This is a genomic window from Streptomyces sp. NPDC002490 (genome assembly GCF_040296045.1).
Taxonomy (GTDB): domain Bacteria; phylum Actinomycetota; class Actinomycetes; order Streptomycetales; family Streptomycetaceae; genus Streptomyces.
In genome coordinates, this window is record NZ_JBEOWM010000025.1 from 56,091 (window position 1) to 71,551 (window position 15,461).

At 73.5% G+C, this 15,461-nt stretch carries 12 protein-coding genes and 2 pseudogenes; 10 read left to right on the top strand and 4 right to left on the bottom strand.

Annotation, left to right across the window (positions count from 1 at the left end):
• The first annotated feature begins 170 nt into the window (after nucleotides 1-170).
• The 3 genes from bioB to bioD are packed head-to-tail and all read left to right on the top strand — an operon-like array spanning nucleotide 171 to nucleotide 3,507.
• Nucleotides 171-1,394: a biotin synthase BioB gene (gene bioB, locus ABT092_RS18020; RefSeq protein WP_351244886.1), complete on the top strand. Its 1,224-nt coding sequence runs from the start codon at nucleotides 171-173 to the stop codon at nucleotides 1,392-1,394.
• A complete protein-coding gene (locus tag ABT092_RS18025) occupies nucleotides 1,387-2,703 on the top strand; it encodes an adenosylmethionine--8-amino-7-oxononanoate transaminase (RefSeq protein WP_351244888.1) in 1,317 nt (438 codons plus the stop codon). The genes bioB and ABT092_RS18025 overlap by 8 nt, the downstream gene beginning before the upstream one ends.
• 60 nt (nucleotides 2,704-2,763) lie before the next feature.
• A complete protein-coding gene (gene bioD / locus ABT092_RS18030; RefSeq protein ID WP_351244890.1) occupies nucleotides 2,764-3,507 on the top strand; it encodes a dethiobiotin synthase in 744 nt (247 codons plus the stop codon).
• A 22-nt stretch (nucleotides 3,508-3,529) separates the two neighbouring features.
• On the opposite strand, the gene thrS is transcribed toward bioD, so the two are convergent.
• Entirely contained in the window at nucleotides 3,530-4,786 is a 1,257-nt protein-coding gene (gene thrS, locus ABT092_RS18035; protein ID WP_351244892.1) for a threonine--tRNA ligase, read from the bottom strand.
• 430 nt (nucleotides 4,787-5,216) lie between these two features.
• Between thrS and ABT092_RS18040 the strand changes: the two genes are divergently transcribed.
• The 5 genes and pseudogenes from ABT092_RS18040 to ABT092_RS18060 all read left to right on the top strand — a co-directional run.
• The gene (locus tag ABT092_RS18040) at nucleotides 5,217-6,572 is read left to right on the top strand and encodes a hemolysin family protein (protein WP_351244894.1); all 1,356 of its coding nucleotides are present in this window, start codon (nucleotides 5,217-5,219) and stop codon (nucleotides 6,570-6,572) included.
• Entirely contained in the window at nucleotides 6,569-7,582 is a 1,014-nt protein-coding gene (locus ABT092_RS18045) for a hemolysin family protein (RefSeq protein WP_351244896.1), read from the top strand. Before ABT092_RS18040 ends, ABT092_RS18045 begins: the two co-directional genes overlap by 4 nt.
• Nucleotides 7,583-7,648: 66 nt before the next feature.
• Nucleotides 7,649-8,434, top strand: a complete 786-nt coding sequence (locus tag ABT092_RS18050; RefSeq protein WP_351244898.1) for an SGNH/GDSL hydrolase family protein — start codon at nucleotides 7,649-7,651, stop codon at nucleotides 8,432-8,434.
• 60 nt (nucleotides 8,435-8,494) lie between these two features.
• The gene (gene purB / locus ABT092_RS18055; RefSeq protein WP_351244900.1) at nucleotides 8,495-9,937 is read left to right on the top strand and encodes an adenylosuccinate lyase; all 1,443 of its coding nucleotides are present in this window, start codon (nucleotides 8,495-8,497) and stop codon (nucleotides 9,935-9,937) included.
• Nucleotides 9,934-10,101 (top strand): annotated as a pseudogene (locus ABT092_RS18060) (uracil-DNA glycosylase family protein); the annotation flags it as partial. The gene purB and the pseudogene ABT092_RS18060, both read left to right, overlap by 4 nt.
• Nucleotides 10,102-10,304: 203 nt before the next feature.
• Here the strand turns inward: ABT092_RS18060 and ABT092_RS18065 are convergent.
• Nucleotides 10,305-11,879 (bottom strand): eCIS core domain-containing protein, encoded by a 1,575-nt coding sequence (locus tag ABT092_RS18065; protein ID WP_502968456.1) that lies wholly within the window; start codon nucleotides 11,877-11,879, stop codon nucleotides 10,305-10,307.
• Between ABT092_RS18065 and ABT092_RS31030 the strand changes: the two are divergent.
• Nucleotides 11,802-12,274, top strand: a pseudogene (locus tag ABT092_RS31030) (uracil-DNA glycosylase family protein). The gene ABT092_RS18065 and the pseudogene ABT092_RS31030 sit on opposite strands and share 78 nt — an antisense overlap.
• Nucleotides 12,275-12,293: 19 nt before the next feature.
• Here ABT092_RS31030 and ABT092_RS18075 read toward each other — a convergent pair.
• Nucleotides 12,294-13,031, bottom strand: a complete 738-nt coding sequence (locus ABT092_RS18075) for an ABC transporter permease (RefSeq protein WP_351244904.1) — start codon at nucleotides 13,029-13,031, stop codon at nucleotides 12,294-12,296.
• A 1-nt stretch (nucleotide 13,032) separates the two neighbouring features.
• Entirely contained in the window at nucleotides 13,033-13,959 is a 927-nt protein-coding gene (locus tag ABT092_RS18080) for an ABC transporter ATP-binding protein (protein WP_351244906.1), read from the bottom strand.
• Between the two features lie 107 nt (nucleotides 13,960-14,066).
• On the opposite strand from ABT092_RS18080, the gene ABT092_RS18085 reads away from it, so the two are divergent.
• A complete protein-coding gene (locus ABT092_RS18085; protein WP_351244908.1) occupies nucleotides 14,067-15,458 on the top strand; it encodes a sensor histidine kinase in 1,392 nt (463 codons plus the stop codon).
• Nucleotides 15,459-15,461: the final 3 nt, after the last annotated feature.

Sequence of the window (15,461 nt, forward strand, 5' to 3'; positions counted from 1 at the left end):
GGGGCGCCCCGACGGAGCCGGGTCCGGGCGGACGGTGGTTTTGTAGGCAGTGCACAGACCCTAACGGCCCAATCCCCGCGCCAGCATGTGGTGATACCCACACATCGATGCGCCAGGGTTGTCAGATGCCTCCTTGGCCGCGTGGGGTGGCGTAGGCCAGGATCGGCACCATGGACCTGTTGAACACGCTGGTGGACAAGGGACTGCGGCGCGAACTGCCGACCCGGGACGAGGCGCTCGCGGTACTGGCGACGTCCGACGACGAGGTGCTCGACGTGGTGGCCGCGGCCGGGAGGGTGCGCCGTCACTGGTTCGGCCGACGGGTGAAACTCAACTACCTGGTCAACCTGAAGTCCGGGCTGTGTCCCGAGGACTGCTCCTACTGCTCCCAGCGGCTCGGGTCGACCGCCGGCATCCTCAAGTACACCTGGCTGAAGCCCGAGCAGGCGACCGAGGCGGCAACGGCCGGGCTCGCCGGCGGGGCCAAGCGGGTCTGTCTGGTGGCGAGCGGACGCGGTCCGACCGACCGGGACGTGGACCGGGTCTCGGACACCATCCGGGCGATCAAGGACCGGCACGAGGACGTCGAGGTGTGCGCCTGCCTCGGGCTGCTGTCGGACGGTCAGGCGGAGCGGTTGCGGGAGGCCGGTGCCGACGCCTACAACCACAACCTCAACACCTCGGAGGGGACCTACGAACGGATCACCTCCACCCACACCTACGCGGACCGGGTGGACACCGTCCGCAAGGCCCACGCGGCGGGCCTCTCCGCGTGCTCGGGGCTCATCGCCGGGATGGGCGAGAGCGACGCCGACCTGGTCGACGTGGTGTTCGCGCTGCGCGCGCTGGACCCGGACTCGGTGCCGGTGAACTTCCTGATCCCGTTCGAGGGGACCCCACTGGCGAAGGAGTGGAACCTCACGCCGCAGCGGTGCCTGCGCATCCTGGCGATGGCCCGGTTCGTCTGCCCCGACGTGGAGGTGCGCATCGCGGGCGGCCGGGAGGTGCACCTGCGCAGCCTCCAGCCGCTGGCGCTGCACCTGGCCAACTCGATCTTCCTGGGCGACTACCTGACCAGCGAGGGCCAGGCCGGCAAGGCCGACCTGGACATGATCGCCGACGCCGGGTTCGAGGTGGAGGGCGCGGACCGGGTGACGTTGCCCGAGCACCGGGCGGCGCCTGCGGGCGGCGGCTGCGGCTCGCGCGGCGGTGGCTGCGGGTCGGCCGAGGAGGCCGGTCCCCGGGCCGCTGCCGACCCGGCGACGGCCGGCGGCTGCGGCCCCTGCGGACGTGCGGAGCCCGCCGGCCCCGAGGCGGAACCGCAGGCCGCCCGGCCCGACCTGGTGGCGGTGCGCCGCCGGGGCCCCGGCACCGACCTGGCCCCCAATGCCTGAGCCGGGCGCCCTGCCGGGCTCGGTGCGGGAGCTCGTGGAGCTGGACCGTCGGCACGTCTGGCACCCGTACGCTCCGATGCCGGGCGAGCAGGAACCGCTGGTGGTGGTGGAGGCGGAGGGGGTGCGGCTGCGGCTCGCCGAAGGGTGCGGCCGGCGGCTGGGCGGCCCCGACGTGCTGGTGGACGCGATGTCGTCCTGGTGGTCGGCGATCCACGGCTACCGGCACCCGGTCCTCGACCGGGCGGCGCACGAACAGCTCGGACGGATGAGCCATGTGATGTTCGGCGGGCTCACCCACGAGCCGGCGGTGCGCCTGGCGAAGCAACTCGTCGACCTCACCCCCGCAGGCCTGGAGCACGTGTTCCTGTCCGACTCCGGCTCGGTGTCGGTGGAGGTCGCGGTCAAGATGTGCCTCCAGTACTGGCGTTCCCTCGGTCGCCCCGCGAAGCAGCGGTTGTTGACCTGGCGCGGCGGGTACCACGGGGACACCTGGCAGCCGATGGCCGTGTGCGACCCGGACGGCGGCATGCACTCCCTGTGGTCGGGGGTGCTGCCCCGTCAGGTCTTCGCGGACGCTCCCCCCGCCGAGTACGACGAGGGGTACGCCGACCACCTGCGGGCGCTGGTCTCCCGGCACGCCGACGAGGTGGCCGCGGTGATCGTGGAGCCGGTGGTCCAGGGAGCGGGCGGCATGCGCTTCCACCCCCCGCGGTACCTACGGGTGCTGCGGGAGGCGTGCGACGAACACGGCGTGCTGCTGGTGTTCGACGAGATAGCCACCGGTTTCGGTCGCACGGGCGAACTGTTCGCCGCCGACCACGCGGGGGTCACCCCGGACGTGCTCTGCCTGGGCAAGGCGTTGACCGGCGGCTACCTGTCCATGGCGGCGACGCTGTGCACCTCGCGGGTGGCCCGGGGGATCTCCCGCGGCGAGGTCCCGGTGCTGGCCCACGGCCCCACCTTCATGGGCAATCCCCTCGCCTCGGCGATCGCCTCCGCCTCCATCGACCTGCTGCTCGCCCAGGACTGGCGGACCACGGTCAAGCGCATCGAGTCGGGCCTGCACCAGGCACTGGCCCCGGCGCGGGCGCTGCCCGGGGTGCGGGACGTGCGGGTGCGGGGCGCGATCGGGGTGGTGCAGTTGGACCGTCCCGTCGACCTGGCCGCGGCGACCCGGTCGGCGGTGCGCGAGGGCGTGTGGCTACGGCCCTTCCGCGACCTGGTCTACACGATGCCGCCGTACGTGACCGGCGACGAGGACCTGGCCCGGATCGGGCGGGCGGTGTGCGCGGCGGCCCGGGCGGGCTGACGCAGGCCCCGTCCCGGACGGGAGCGGGCCACACGGACGAACTGCGGATGGGAGCGGGGCATGGCGATCCTGGTCGTGACGGGAACGGGCACGGAGGTCGGCAAGACGGTCACCACGGCGGCGGTCGCGGCGGCGGCGGTGGCCGCCGGGCGGTCGGTCGCCGTCCTCAAGCCCGCCCAGACGGGAGTGCTGCCCGGGGAACCGGGGGACGCCGCCGAGGCGGCGCGGCTGGCCGGCCCGGTGACGGCGCGTGAACTCGCTCGCTATCCGGAGCCCTTGGCCCCGGCGACGGCCGCCCGACGGGCCGGGGCCGCCCCGGTCGGGGCCCGGGCGACGGCCCGGGCCGCCCGGCACCTCGCCCTCCACCACGACCTGGTCCTGGTGGAGGGCGCCGGCGGGTTGCTCGTCCGCTTCGACGACGCGGGCGACACCCTGGCCGACGCCGCCCGGCTGTTGGACGCGCCCGTGCTGGTCGTGGCCCCGGCGGGGCTCGGCACGCTGAACAGCACCGCGCTCACCGCGGAGGCGCTGCGGGTGCGCGGCGTGGAGCCGCTGGGCGTGGTGGTGGGCAGTTGGCCCGCGGAGGCGGACCTCGCCGCGCGCTGCAACCTCGGCGACCTGCCGGAGGCGGCGGGCGCCCCGCTGTTGGGCGCGGTGCCGGCGGGGGTCGGCGGGTGGCAGCCGGCCGCCTTCCGGAGCGCGGCTGCGCACTGGCTGGCGCCCCGCTTGGACGGTGTCTGGGACGCGGCGGCCTTCACCGCCCGCTGGCCGGCGCCGTCCGGGCTGGCGCCGACCGCGGGCTGACCGCCGGCGGCCGGCGCCACCGCTACGCCGCCCGTTCGGTGGCGTCCTCCCACAACCCGGTGGTGCGGGCGTCGACGAGCGCACCGATCCGGGCGAGGGCGTCGTCGATCGGCCCGGGGTCGATCCGACGGCCGTCGCGCAGCCGCAGGGCGACCCGACCGGCGGCGGCCTCCCGGGCGCCGATGACGGCCTGGTAGGGGACCAGCCGGGCGGTCCGGATCCGGGCCCCCAGACTCCCCCGGTCCGCTCCCGCCACCTCGACCCGCAGTCCCCGCTCCGCGCACCGCCGGGCGAACGCCTCGGCGTGCGGCGCCTCGGCGTCGGAGACCGGCAGGACCACCAGGTGGACGGGGGCCAGCCAGGCGGGGAGCGCGCCGCCGTGCTGTTCCACGAGGTGTGCCACGGCCCGTTCGACGCTGCCGACGATGCTGCGGTGGACCATGACCGGACGGTGTTCGGCCCCGTCCGCGCCGATGTAGTGGAGGTCGAACCGCTCGGGCTGGTGGAAGTCGACCTGGACGGTGGACAGGGTGGACTCCCGACCGGAGCCGTCGGCCACCTGGACGTCGATCTTGGGGCCGTAGAAGGCGGCCTCGCCCTCAGCCGCCTCGTAGGGCAGTCCGGAGGCGTCCAGCACCTCGATCAGCAGGGCGACGGAACGCTCCCACTTCTCGGGCGCGGCCACGTACTTGCCGCCGGGTCCGGGCAGGGAGAGCCGGTAGCGGGTCGGGGTGATGCCGAGGGCCCGGTACGCCCGGCGGATCATCTCCAGCGCCGCCCGTGCTTCCGCGGCGACCTGGTCCGGGGTGCAGAAGACGTGCGCGTCGTTGAGGGTGATGGCCCGCACCCGGGTCAGTCCGCCGAGGACGCCGGAGAGTTCGGAACGGTACATGCCGCCCAGTTCGGCCAGGCGCAGGGGCAGTTCGCGGTAGCTGCGGGACCGGGAGCGGTAGATCAGCGCGTGATGGGGGCACAGGCTCGGCCGGAGCACGACCTGCTCGCCGCCGAGGCGCATCGGCGGGAACATGTCGTCGCTGTAGTGCGCCCAGTGGCCCGAGAGCTCGTACAGCTCCCGCTTGCCGAGCACCGGCGAGTACACGTGCTGGTAGCCGGCCCGTTGCTCGGCGGTACGGACGTACTCCTCCAGGGCGTGCCGTACGGCAGCGCCGGCGGGCGGCCAGTAGGGCAGTCCCGCACCGATCAACGGGTCGGTGTCGAACAGGCCCAGCTCGCGGCCGAGCTTGCGGTGGTCGTGCACGGCGGTCTCCTCGCGGTTCACCGGGCGAGCGACCGCAAGCCGAAGCCCCGGGGCACTCGCCCCGGGGCTTCGGACTCAGACAGTGGTCAGCGCGCCGGGACACTCTCCGGCGTCGTCGTCATGGCAGCGCGCTTCATGCCGCACACCCTAGCCGTGCGGCGGGGTGCGCGCACGGGAAATCTCGACGGTTGATCCGGCGCGCGCCGGCGTCGGGACGGTTGCCGCACCACGGGCGCGGCGCGCCCGGTCGGGACCGTCGCGCACCGATTCGTCGTGCGCGGGACGGAACGGGGCTTTGCGCACCCTTTACGATGAGGGGTGCCACCCGTATAGGTGGGTGGCCCACCCCCTGATCAGAAAGGTGTGAGCGTCCGCCCATGGGCGAGCCTCCCAGTAGTAGACATCGCGCGTTTCCCCCGCTCCTGCCCGATCATGGGACGGAGGTGACCCGATGACCGAAGTGCTCCTGCTCGGGGTGGCGATCCTGCTGTCGTTCGCCTGTGGCGCCTTCGTCGCGGCGGAGTTCTCCCTGACCACGGTGGAGCGCGGCGAGCTGGAACAGGCCGTGGAGCGCGGTGAGCGCGGGGCCGCCAGCGCCCTGAAGGCCGTCAAGAACCTGACCTTCCAGCTCTCCGGCGCCCAACTCGGCATCACCGTCACCAACCTCATCGTGGGCATGCTCTCGGAGCCGTCCATCGCCAAGCTGATCTCCGGCCCGCTGCGCGGCATCGGGATCTCCGCATCGGTCGCCTCCTCCCTGGCCCTGGTCCTGGGCACCGCCCTGTCGACCGTGTTCCTGATGGTGGTCGGCGAGCTGGTCCCCAAGAACTGGGCGATCTCGTCCCCCTTGGCCATCGCCAAGTGGGTGGCCACCCCGCAGCGCGTGTTCAGTGCCGCGTTCCGCCCGCTCATCACCCACCTGAACAACACCGCCAACCGCGTGGTGCGGCGCCTGGGCATGGAGCCCACCGAGGAGCTGGCGTCCGCGCGCGGCCCGCAGGAGCTGGTGGCCCTGGCCCGGCACTCCGCGAAGGAGGGACGGCTGGAGGCCGACACGGCCGAGCTGTTCGTCCGCACGCTGAACCTCGCGGACCTCACGGCGGAGAACGTGATGACCCCGCGGGTCCAGGTCATGGCCCTGGAGGCGCAGGCCACCTGCGAGGACGTCGCCAACGCGACCCGCGCCACCGGGCTGTCCCGGTTCCCGGTCTACCGGGGCAACCTCGACACGGTGGTCGGGGTCGTGCACATCAAGGACGTCCTCGCGATCCCCGCCGAGCGGCGCCCGCGGGAGCCCGTCTCGGCGCTGATGCGCGAACCGCTGCTGGTCCCCGAGTCACTGACCGTGAACCGCCTCCTGGACCGGTTGTCGGGCAAGCGGACCATGGCCGTCGTCATCGACGAGTACGGCGGTACGGCCGGGGTCGCCACCCTGGAGGACATCGTCGAGGAGGTGGTGGGCGAGGTGCACGACGAGCACGACCCGGACGAGACGCCCGACCTCGCGCCGGCCGGTGAGGACGAGGACGGCCGGGTGCTGTACACCGCCGACGGCTCGGCCCGCACCGACCAGCTCGCCCGGGTCGGGCTGCGCGCCCCGGACGGGCCCTACGAGACGCTCGCCGGTCTGGTCGCCACCGAGCTGGGCCGCATCCCCGCCGCCGGGGACCGGGTCGAGGTCGCCGGTTGGCGGCTCGACGTGCTCGACGCCTCCGGACGCCGGGCCGCGCGCCTGCTGATGCACGCGCCCCCCGACACCGGCACGGGCGCCGACCGGGACGAGCCCTACGAGGGAGGCCGACGATGACCGTCGTCCAGTTGCTGATCGGCCTGGCCACCCTGGTGGCGAACGCCTTCTTCGTCGGCGCCGAGTTCGCCCTGATCTCGGTGCGCCGCAGCCAGATCGAACCGCACGCCGAGGAGGGCGACCGCCGCGCACGGAGCGTGCTGTGGGGGTTGCGGCACGTGTCGGCGCTGATGGCGGCGGCGCAGCTGGGCATCACGCTGTGCACCCTGGTCCTCGGCATCGTCGCCGAGCCCGCCATCGCCCATCTGCTCGAACCGGTCTTCGACGCGGTGGGGGTGCCGCACGGGCTGGTGCACCCGATCGCCTTCGTGATCGCGCTGACCGTGGCCACGTACCTGCACATGTTGCTGGGCGAGATGATCCCGAAGAACATCGCGCTCGCCGAGCCGGTGCGCAGCGCGCTGCTCCTCGGTCCGCCGTTGGTGGCCGTCGCCCGCGCCCTGCGCCCGGTGATCTTCACCATCAACGCCTTCGCCAACGCCCTGCTCACCCTGATGCGGGTGGAGGTCAAGGACGAGGTCACGGCCTCGTTCTCGGACACCGAGCTGGCCAGGATGGTGAAGGACTCCGGGAACGCGGGACTGATCGACGACCGCGCCCAGGAACGGCTGCACGACGCCCTGGAGCTGGGGCGCCGCCCGGTGAACGACGTGGTGCTCCCCTTGGAACGGGTGGTCTACGCCCACCTCGGGGTCACTCCGGAACAGTTGGAGGAGCTGTCCTCCCACTCGGGTTTCTCCCGGTTCCCGGTGGTGGACGACAACCGTCGGATCGTGGGCTACCTGCACGTCAAGGACGCCCTCGACGTCACCCCCCGTGACCTTCCCTTCCAGGTCAAGGACATGCGGTCGATCGCCCGGGTGCGGGCGACGACCCCGCTGGACGACGTGCTGACCGCGATGCGGCGCAGCCGCACCCATCTGGCGGCCGTGCTCGGCGCGGACGGGAAGATGGCGGGTCTGGTGACGATGGAGGACGTGCTGCGGGAGCTGTTCGGCCAGCCCGCGTGACCGCCCGGTGGGGTGCCGTCCGGTGCGCCGGGCGGCACCCCACCGGCGCGTTACCATCGCAGCGCTATGGACACGACCCCCGCCTACACCAGTTTCGTCGCCGTCGGGGACAGCTTCACCGAGGGCATGTCGGACCGGCTGCCCGACGGCTCCTACCGGGGGTGGGCCGATCTCCTGGCCGCCCGGCTGGCCCTTCGGAACTCCGAATTCCGGTACGCGAACCTCGCAGTGCGGGGCAAGTTGATCGGTCAGATCGTCGCCGAGCAGGTCGAGGCGGCGGCCGGCATGCGCGCCGATGTGGTGACCCTCGTGGGCGGTCTGAACGACGCCCTCAGGCCCTCGTGCGACATGGGGCGGATCCGCGGCCACCTGGAGGAGGCGGTGGCCCGGCTCGCACCGCACTGCGGCCGGCTGGTGCTGATGCGCAGCCCCGGTCGCCGCGGACCGGTGCTGGAACGGTTCCGGCCCCGGATGGAGGAGCTGTTCACCGTCGTCGACGACCTCGCGGCCCGGTACGGCGCGACGGTCGTGGACCTCTACGGGGCGCCGGTCCTCTCCGATCCGCGGATGTGGGACCCGGACCGGCTGCACCTCACCGCGGAGGGCCACCGCAGGACCGCGGAGGCGGTCGGCGAGGCCCTCGGCCTCCCGGCCTCGTTCGACTGGCGCACCCCGCTGCCCCCGGCCGCCCCGGTCCCCTGGGGCGCCCGCCGGGCGGCGGACCTGCGGTTCGCCCGTCGACACCTGGCCCCGTGGATCGGTCGCCGCCTCACCGGCCGCTCCTCCGGGGACGGTCGACCGCCCAAGCGCCCCGACCTGCTGCCCTACGAGGGGCGCACCGCGGGTTCGTAGCTTCCTCCGAGGGCCACCGGGGCGTCGGCCGAGAGGTTTCGCCCAGTAGACTCCCTCCACGTGACTGCTGCGCCTTCGAAGCCCCGTATCCCCAACGTCCTCGCCGGACGCTACGCCTCCGCGGAACTGGCGGACCTCTGGTCCCCCGAGCGGAAGGTGCGATTGGAACGACAGCTCTGGCTGGCCGTGCTGCGGGCCCAGAAGGACCTGGGCATCGCCGTCCCGGACGAAGCCCTCGCCGACTACGAGCGGGTCCTCGACCAGGTGGACCTGGCGTCGATCGCGGAGCGCGAGCGGGTCACCCGGCACGACGTGAAGGCCCGGATCGAGGAGTTCAACGCGCTCGCCGGACACGAGCACGTCCACAAGGGCATGACCTCCCGGGACCTGACCGAGAACGTGGAGCAGCTCCAGATCCGGCTCTCGCTGGAGCTGGTCCGGGACCGTTCGGTCGCGGTGCTGACCCGCCTCGGCAAGCTGGCCGGGGAGTACGCCGAGCTGGTGATGGCGGGCCGGTCGCACAACGTGGCCGCGCAGGCCACCACCCTCGGCAAGCGCTTCGCGACCGCCGCCGACGAGCAGCTGGTGGCGTTCGCCCGGGTCGAGGAGCTGCTGACCCGCTATCCGCTGCGCGGAGTCAAGGGCCCGGTGGGCACCGCCCAGGACATGCTGGACCTGCTGGGCGGGGACAGCGCCAAGCTGGACGAACTGGAGCAGCGGGTCGCCGCGCACCTCGGCTTCTCGCACGCGTTCACCTCGGTGGGCCAGGTCTACCCGCGTTCCCTGGACTACGAGGTCGTCACCGCGCTGGTGCAGCTCGCGGCGGCCCCGTCCTCGCTGGCGAAGACGATCCGGCTGATGGCCGGGCACGAGCTGGTCACCGAAGGGTTCAAGCCGGGCCAGGTCGGTTCCTCGGCGATGCCGCACAAGATGAACACCCGTTCCTGCGAGCGGGTCAACGGCCTGATGGTGATCCTGCGCGGCTACGCGTCCATGACGGGCGAGCTGGCGGGCGACCAGTGGAACGAGGGCGACGTGTCGTGCTCGGTGGTGCGCCGGGTCGCGCTGCCGGACGCGTTCTTCGCCCTGGACGGGCTCCTGGAGACCTTCCTGACCGTGCTGGACGAGTTCGGCGCGTTCCCCGCGGTGGTGGCGCGCGAGCTGGACCGCTACCTGCCGTTCCTCGCCACGACGAAGGTGCTGATGGGCGCCGTGCGGGCCGGGGTGGGCCGGGAGTTGGCGCACGAGGCGATCAAGGAGAACGCGGTGGCCTCGGCGCTGGCGATGCGCGAGGGCGGCGCCGAGCGCAACGAGCTGTTGGACAAGCTCGCCGCCGACGACCGCCTCCCGCTGGACCGTGCCGCGCTGGACGCGCTGATGGCCGACAAGCTGTCCTTCACCGGCGCCGCCGGCCAGCAGGTCGCCGCCGTGGTGTCCCGGGTGGACGAGGTCGCCAAGCGGTTCCCCGAGGCCGCCGGCTACGCCCCCGGGGCGATCCTCTGACCCTCCCGTCCCCCGCCGAGTTGGAGGCCGCCCGCGACCGTCTCGTCCCCGACGTGACCGCGGACGGCCTCCGGTTGCTGTTCTGCGGCATCAACCCGGGGCTGCTGACGGCCGCGACGGGCCACCGCTTCGCCCGTCCCGGCAACCGGTTCTGGCCGGTGCTGCTTCTCTGCACTTCACCCTCAGGTCGAGCCGAAGGACAAGATGAGGGCGGTGGAGGAACTGACCCGCGACGATCACGTGGCGGATGCTGGACACGCGTCCGTCCCTGGCCCGGGTGTTCCGGCGCGGGCAATGACGCCTGCCGTCACATCCGGACATGACGGACCCTCACCTGCGCACCGGTCCCCGGCACGGCTGCTGACGGTTACTGGAGGAGCTGGTAACTGCCCTGACCCTTGGCGACCAGCTTGGCGTTCACGAGTTCCTGGATGAACTTGGTGCGGTTCTTCTTCGGCACGTCCGACTTCGTGTACTCGTCCCAGTAGACGGCGAGTTGGCTGGGCTTCTGCGGGACTCCGCTCGTGTGGGCCCGTTCGTAGTCCCGGTACGATCGTTCGAGTGCCTTGGGGTAGGTGATCATCTTGAGTGCGAACTCGTCCATCTGGGCTTCGGTCAGCACCGAGCTCGTGGCGAGCCCGAGCTTGGCCTTCGTCTCGTTGAACGCGCTGCGCCGATCGTCCGGGCTGGCACCGGCCCTGAACAGGTCGTTGTCGTCCGGCCCGTTGTCCCAGGTCAGGCTGCCCGACTGGCCGGTCGCCCGGGAGGTGACCCGGGCCGAGATCTCCTTGGGCACCATGACGGTCTGATAGTGGCCGGTGGCCGATGCGTAGGTGACGTTGAACTCGACGTCGTCTCCGTTGCTTGCGGCCGTCATGTCCTTCTCGATCTTCCGCCAGGCGCCGGACTGCTGGTTGAGGGACCACTGCGGCACGATGTTCTCGGAGACGTCCAGCCCGCCGACTTCCAGGCCCATGACGTGACCGCGGTCGTACCCCGCGCCGCCGAAGAGCTCGGCCCAGACCTCGGCCTCGGCCAGCGAGCCGGTGGCCTGGCCGGCGGCCACCGCCTGGCGGTACTGGGCGTGCAGACTCGTGACCGCGAGCGGGTTGGGCGCGCCGGGGCGGCCCGCCGTCCCGGTCCGCCTGATCCGGCCGGTCACCTTCGTCGGGCGTTGGATCGGCACCCCGTGCAGGGCGGAAGTGCCGGCCTTGGAAGGGGTGAAACTGCTGAGGACGGCCGGCTCGTCCTGCATCGTGACCCGCTGGACGGCCTCCGCACCCGCCGCCGGAACGTGCTGCCCGGAGCCCTGCACCACCGCCGGGCCGCCGGCCAGCACCCGGGTGGCATTGGCCTCTGCCTCCCGCTCGTAGCGGTCCGAGGGGTCGGAGACCTTGAGGCCCGCGCCGTTGTCAGTGCCGGCCACCGGCCCCTGTCGCTGCTGAATGACGTGAGTGAGCTCGTGGGCGAGGGTGTGCCGGTCGGCGCCTCCGTTGCCGATCACGATGTGGTTCCCGGAGGTGTAGGCCCGGGCACCGATTTCGGCGGCGGAGGCCCTGGCCGCGCTGTCGTCGTGGATCCGGACGTTGGCGAAGTCGGCGCCGAGGCGGCTCTCCATGTCGCTGCGGGTGGCGGCGTCGAGCGGCCGGCCGCCGCTGCGCAGCACGCGGTGCACGGCGGAGCGTTGGACGGCGGCCTGTTCGGCCTGCTGGTGGCCGCAGCCGGCACCGTGCTGGTGCGGGTCCTCGTGACCACCCTGGCCGGCTCGTCCAGCTCGGCGCAGCAGTTGGACCACCGCGGCGTTGCCGACGGTGGCTTGCAGGGCGAGCAGGCGCTGCGCCGACAAGCCGAGCGGAACGGGCCCCTGAACCGGTCGGTGCCCGGCGCCCGTGGGGCCTGCGGGCGCCTGCCCGGTCTTCTTTTCGTTGTGCTGCGCCCGCACGAGGTCCTCCCACTGGCGTCGACTCGCCCCCAGCTTGCACCCACTACGGAGCGCGGCGTTAGCCCGTCCGCCCAAGAAGGACCGTTCGGGCAAGCACACTGCCTGAACGCACAGGCCCGCCGGTCGGGCCTGTGCGCCACCGCCCCTCAGAAGGGATTGCCCGCCCGTCTGACGGCGGAGGTGGCCCGGCTGCGGCCTCCTGGCTGGCCGTGGTCGGGGTCACCGCCTACCGCGCCGCCTTCGGTGACCGGCGGGCCGCGATCGGACCGCAGGAGGCCGCCACCGTCGGCAGCCGGGTGTGGGTGCTGCCCAATCCCGGCGGGCTGAACGCGCGCTGGACGGCCGCCGCCATGGCCGGGGAGTACGGCCGCTTGCGCGAGGCCGCCGAAGACTGAGGCCCCGGTCGGCGGCGCGTCAGGCGTCCCGCCGGCGCAGCGACCACCATCCGGCGCACAGGGCCGCGAGCGCCCACAGGGCCAGCACCCCGAGGCCGGACCACGGGCCGAGCGCACCCTCGGGATCGGTGTGCAGGATCTGGCGGCCCGCCCGGTCGGGCAGGAACTCGGCGGCGCCCCCGGCGGTGTCGCCGATCACGAACGACAGGATCAGGAACAGCGGGATGAGGATGCTGAGGGTGGCGATGCCACTGCGCAGCAGTGTCGTCACCCCGGTGGCCAGCAGGGCGGTCAGGGCGAGGCCGACCGCGCCCCCGAGGCAGGCGCGCAGCGCACCGGGGTCGCCGATGCCGATGCCGTGTTCCCCCAGCAGCGCCTGGCCGAGGAAGAAGCTCCCGAACACGGTCACCGCCCCCACCAACAGGGCGGCGGCCCCGATGACGGCGGCCTTGGCCAGGTAGAAGAGGTCCCTGCGCGGCACCGCGGTGAGGGAGAGGCGCAGCGCGTGGTGGGCGTACTCGCAGGACATCGCCGTGGTGCCGAAGGCGAGCGCCGCGACCTGGGCGAAGTTGAGGGCGTAGAAGGCCCGCAGCAGGGGGTCGTCGTGCACGGGTGATCCGTCGGTGGGGTCCAGGGACCCGAGGACGAGCGCCGTGATCACCAGGGTGACCACGGCCAGCGCCAGCAGGGAGCCGAGGCTGGCGCGGAGGGAACGGATCTTGATCCACTCCGCGTGCAGGACGGCGGTGGGCGACATGTCATACCTCCTGGCGGGGGTCGGCGAGGGCGGTGTACTCGGCGCTGTCGGCGGTGAGGGCGAGGTACGCCTCCTCCAGGGAGGGTTTCTCGTCGGCGAGGGACAGCAGGGCCACTCCCCCGTCCGCGGCCAGCGCCCCGACCCGGGCGGCCTCGACTCCTTCGACGGTCCAGCCGTCCTCCTGTGCGCGGACCATGCGGTGGCCCGCCGCGGCGAGCAGCTCGGCGAGCCGGGCGGGGTGGTCGGTGCGCACCCGGGTGCGCGGGGCGCCGCCGGCGAGGAGTTCCCCCAACGGTGCGTCGGCCAGCAGCCTGCCGCCGCCCAGCACGATCAGGTGGTCGGCGAAGCCGGCGGTCTCGGTCATCAGATGGCTGGAGACCAGGACCGTGCGCCCCTCGCCGGCCAGGTGACGCATCAACTCGCGGATCCAGATGATCCCTTCGGGATCGAGGCCGTTGGCCGGCTCGTCCAGGACCACCACGGCCGGATCGCCGAGCAGGGCGGCGGCGATGCCGAGGCGCTGGCGCATGCCGAGCGAGAAGGTCCGCACCCGCCGCCGGGCGACGCTGGCGAGCCCGGTGCGGGACAGCACCTCGTCGACCCGGCTGGCGGGCAGTCGGTTGCTCACCGCGAGGGTCAGCAGGTGGTTCCGGGCGGTGCGCGAGCCGTGCGCGCTCTGGGGGTCGAGGTGGGCGCCCACCCGGCGCAGCGGATCGTCCAGCGCTGCGTAGGGGGTGCCGGCGATGGTGGCGGTGCCCCGGGTGGGCCGGTCCAGCCCGAGCATCAGGCGCAGGGTCGTCGACTTCCCCGAACCGTTGGGGCCGAGGAAGCCGGTGACCTTGCCGGGCCGGACCGAGAACGTCAGACCGTCCACGGCCCGTTTCCCTCCGTGGACCTTGGTGAGGTCACGCACGTCGATGCTGTTCATGGCGCCAGCCTGGCCCGCCCGAGGGGTGCGGTGCCTCCCCCGCGGGAGGAGTCCGGCTCCCCCGCCCGGGGGATTCGGCGCCCGGGGCCGGCTGGCACGATGCCGGCATGTCCTCCCGACGCTCCGTCCGTTCCGTCCCCCGGCTCCTGCGACGGGTCGGGCGGGCGGCGCGGACGACGGCGCGTCCGCTCGGGCGGGCCGTCACGTACACCCGCTGGTTGCACCTGTTGCTCGGTGCGGCGTTCGCGGTGGTGTCGGGGTTCGTGCTGCCGGGCTACACCGACATGACGTGGACCACGTGGCTCCAGGCGGTGCTCATCCCGACGGTGCCGGCGGCGGCGATCGGGCTGATCCCGCTGATGCGTCGGGTGGAGGGGCTCCAGGCACAGCTGATGCTGTTCCCCGGGCCCCATGCCCGCGGGGGCGGGAGGACCGCGCGGGCACCGCGGATCAGCGCCGCGCCGTCGGCTTCGTGGGCGGAGCGGGCGCGTACCTCCCTGTGGGTGGTGGTGCGGCTGGAGGCGGGCTGCCTCACGGCCACGCTGTCGCTGCTGTGCCTGCCCCAGTTCATCTCGCTGGTGGCGGTGGCCGGCGGGGGCTCCGCCGACGAGGGCGCACCGCTGCTGTGGGAGCCCGAGGGGAGGTGGCGGGCGCTGCTGCTGCTCCCGGTGCCGCTGGTGGTGCTGTTCGGCGGGGTGATCGTGCTCGGGGCGGGGGTCGCGGCGGCGGCCGGGCGGTTGCTGGGCCCCTCGCCGGCGCAGCGGCTCGCCGAATTGGAGGAGCGCACCGAGCGCCTGCTGGAGCGCAGCAGGATCGCCCACGAACTGCACGACTCGATCGGCCATGCGCTGTCGGTGGCGGTGGTGCAGGCGGGTGCCGCCCGGACGGCCGGGGACCCGGGGTTCACGGAGCGGGCGCTGGCCGCCATCGAGGAGACCGGCCGGGCCGCGCTGGAGGACCTGGAGCGGGTGTTGCTGATCCTGCGGGAGCCCGAGCGGCCGGCCAGCGCCCGTCCCGCCCTGACCGAGGCCGAGCGCCTGCTCGCCTCCGCCCGGGCGGCCGGCGCGCCGGTCGACGCCTCGGTGACCGGCGCGGTGGACCGGTTGCCGGGCCCGGTGTCGCGCGAGTGCTACCGGATGCTCCAGGAGTCGTTGACGAACGTGGTGCGCCACGCCGGGCCGGTCCCGGTGCGGGTCCGGATCGCGGTGCTCGACGACCGGGTGGAACTGGAGGTGGTCAATCCGCTGCCGGCGGGCGACGGCGGCGGATCCCTCGGCGAGCGGGGCGGCAGCGGTCTGCGCGGGATCAGGGAGCGGGCGGCGCTGCTCGGCGGCCGGGCGGAGACCGGCCCGGTGGGCGGGGAGTGGCGGGTGGGAGCCCGCCTGCCCCTGCGGGGGCCCGCGGGTGACCGAGCCACGGGCTCCGTGGCCGGTACGGGTCCGCCGGCCCCGTCGGGTCGTCCCCGGTGGTTCGGCGGGGGTGGCGGGCCCGTAGGGTGAGTG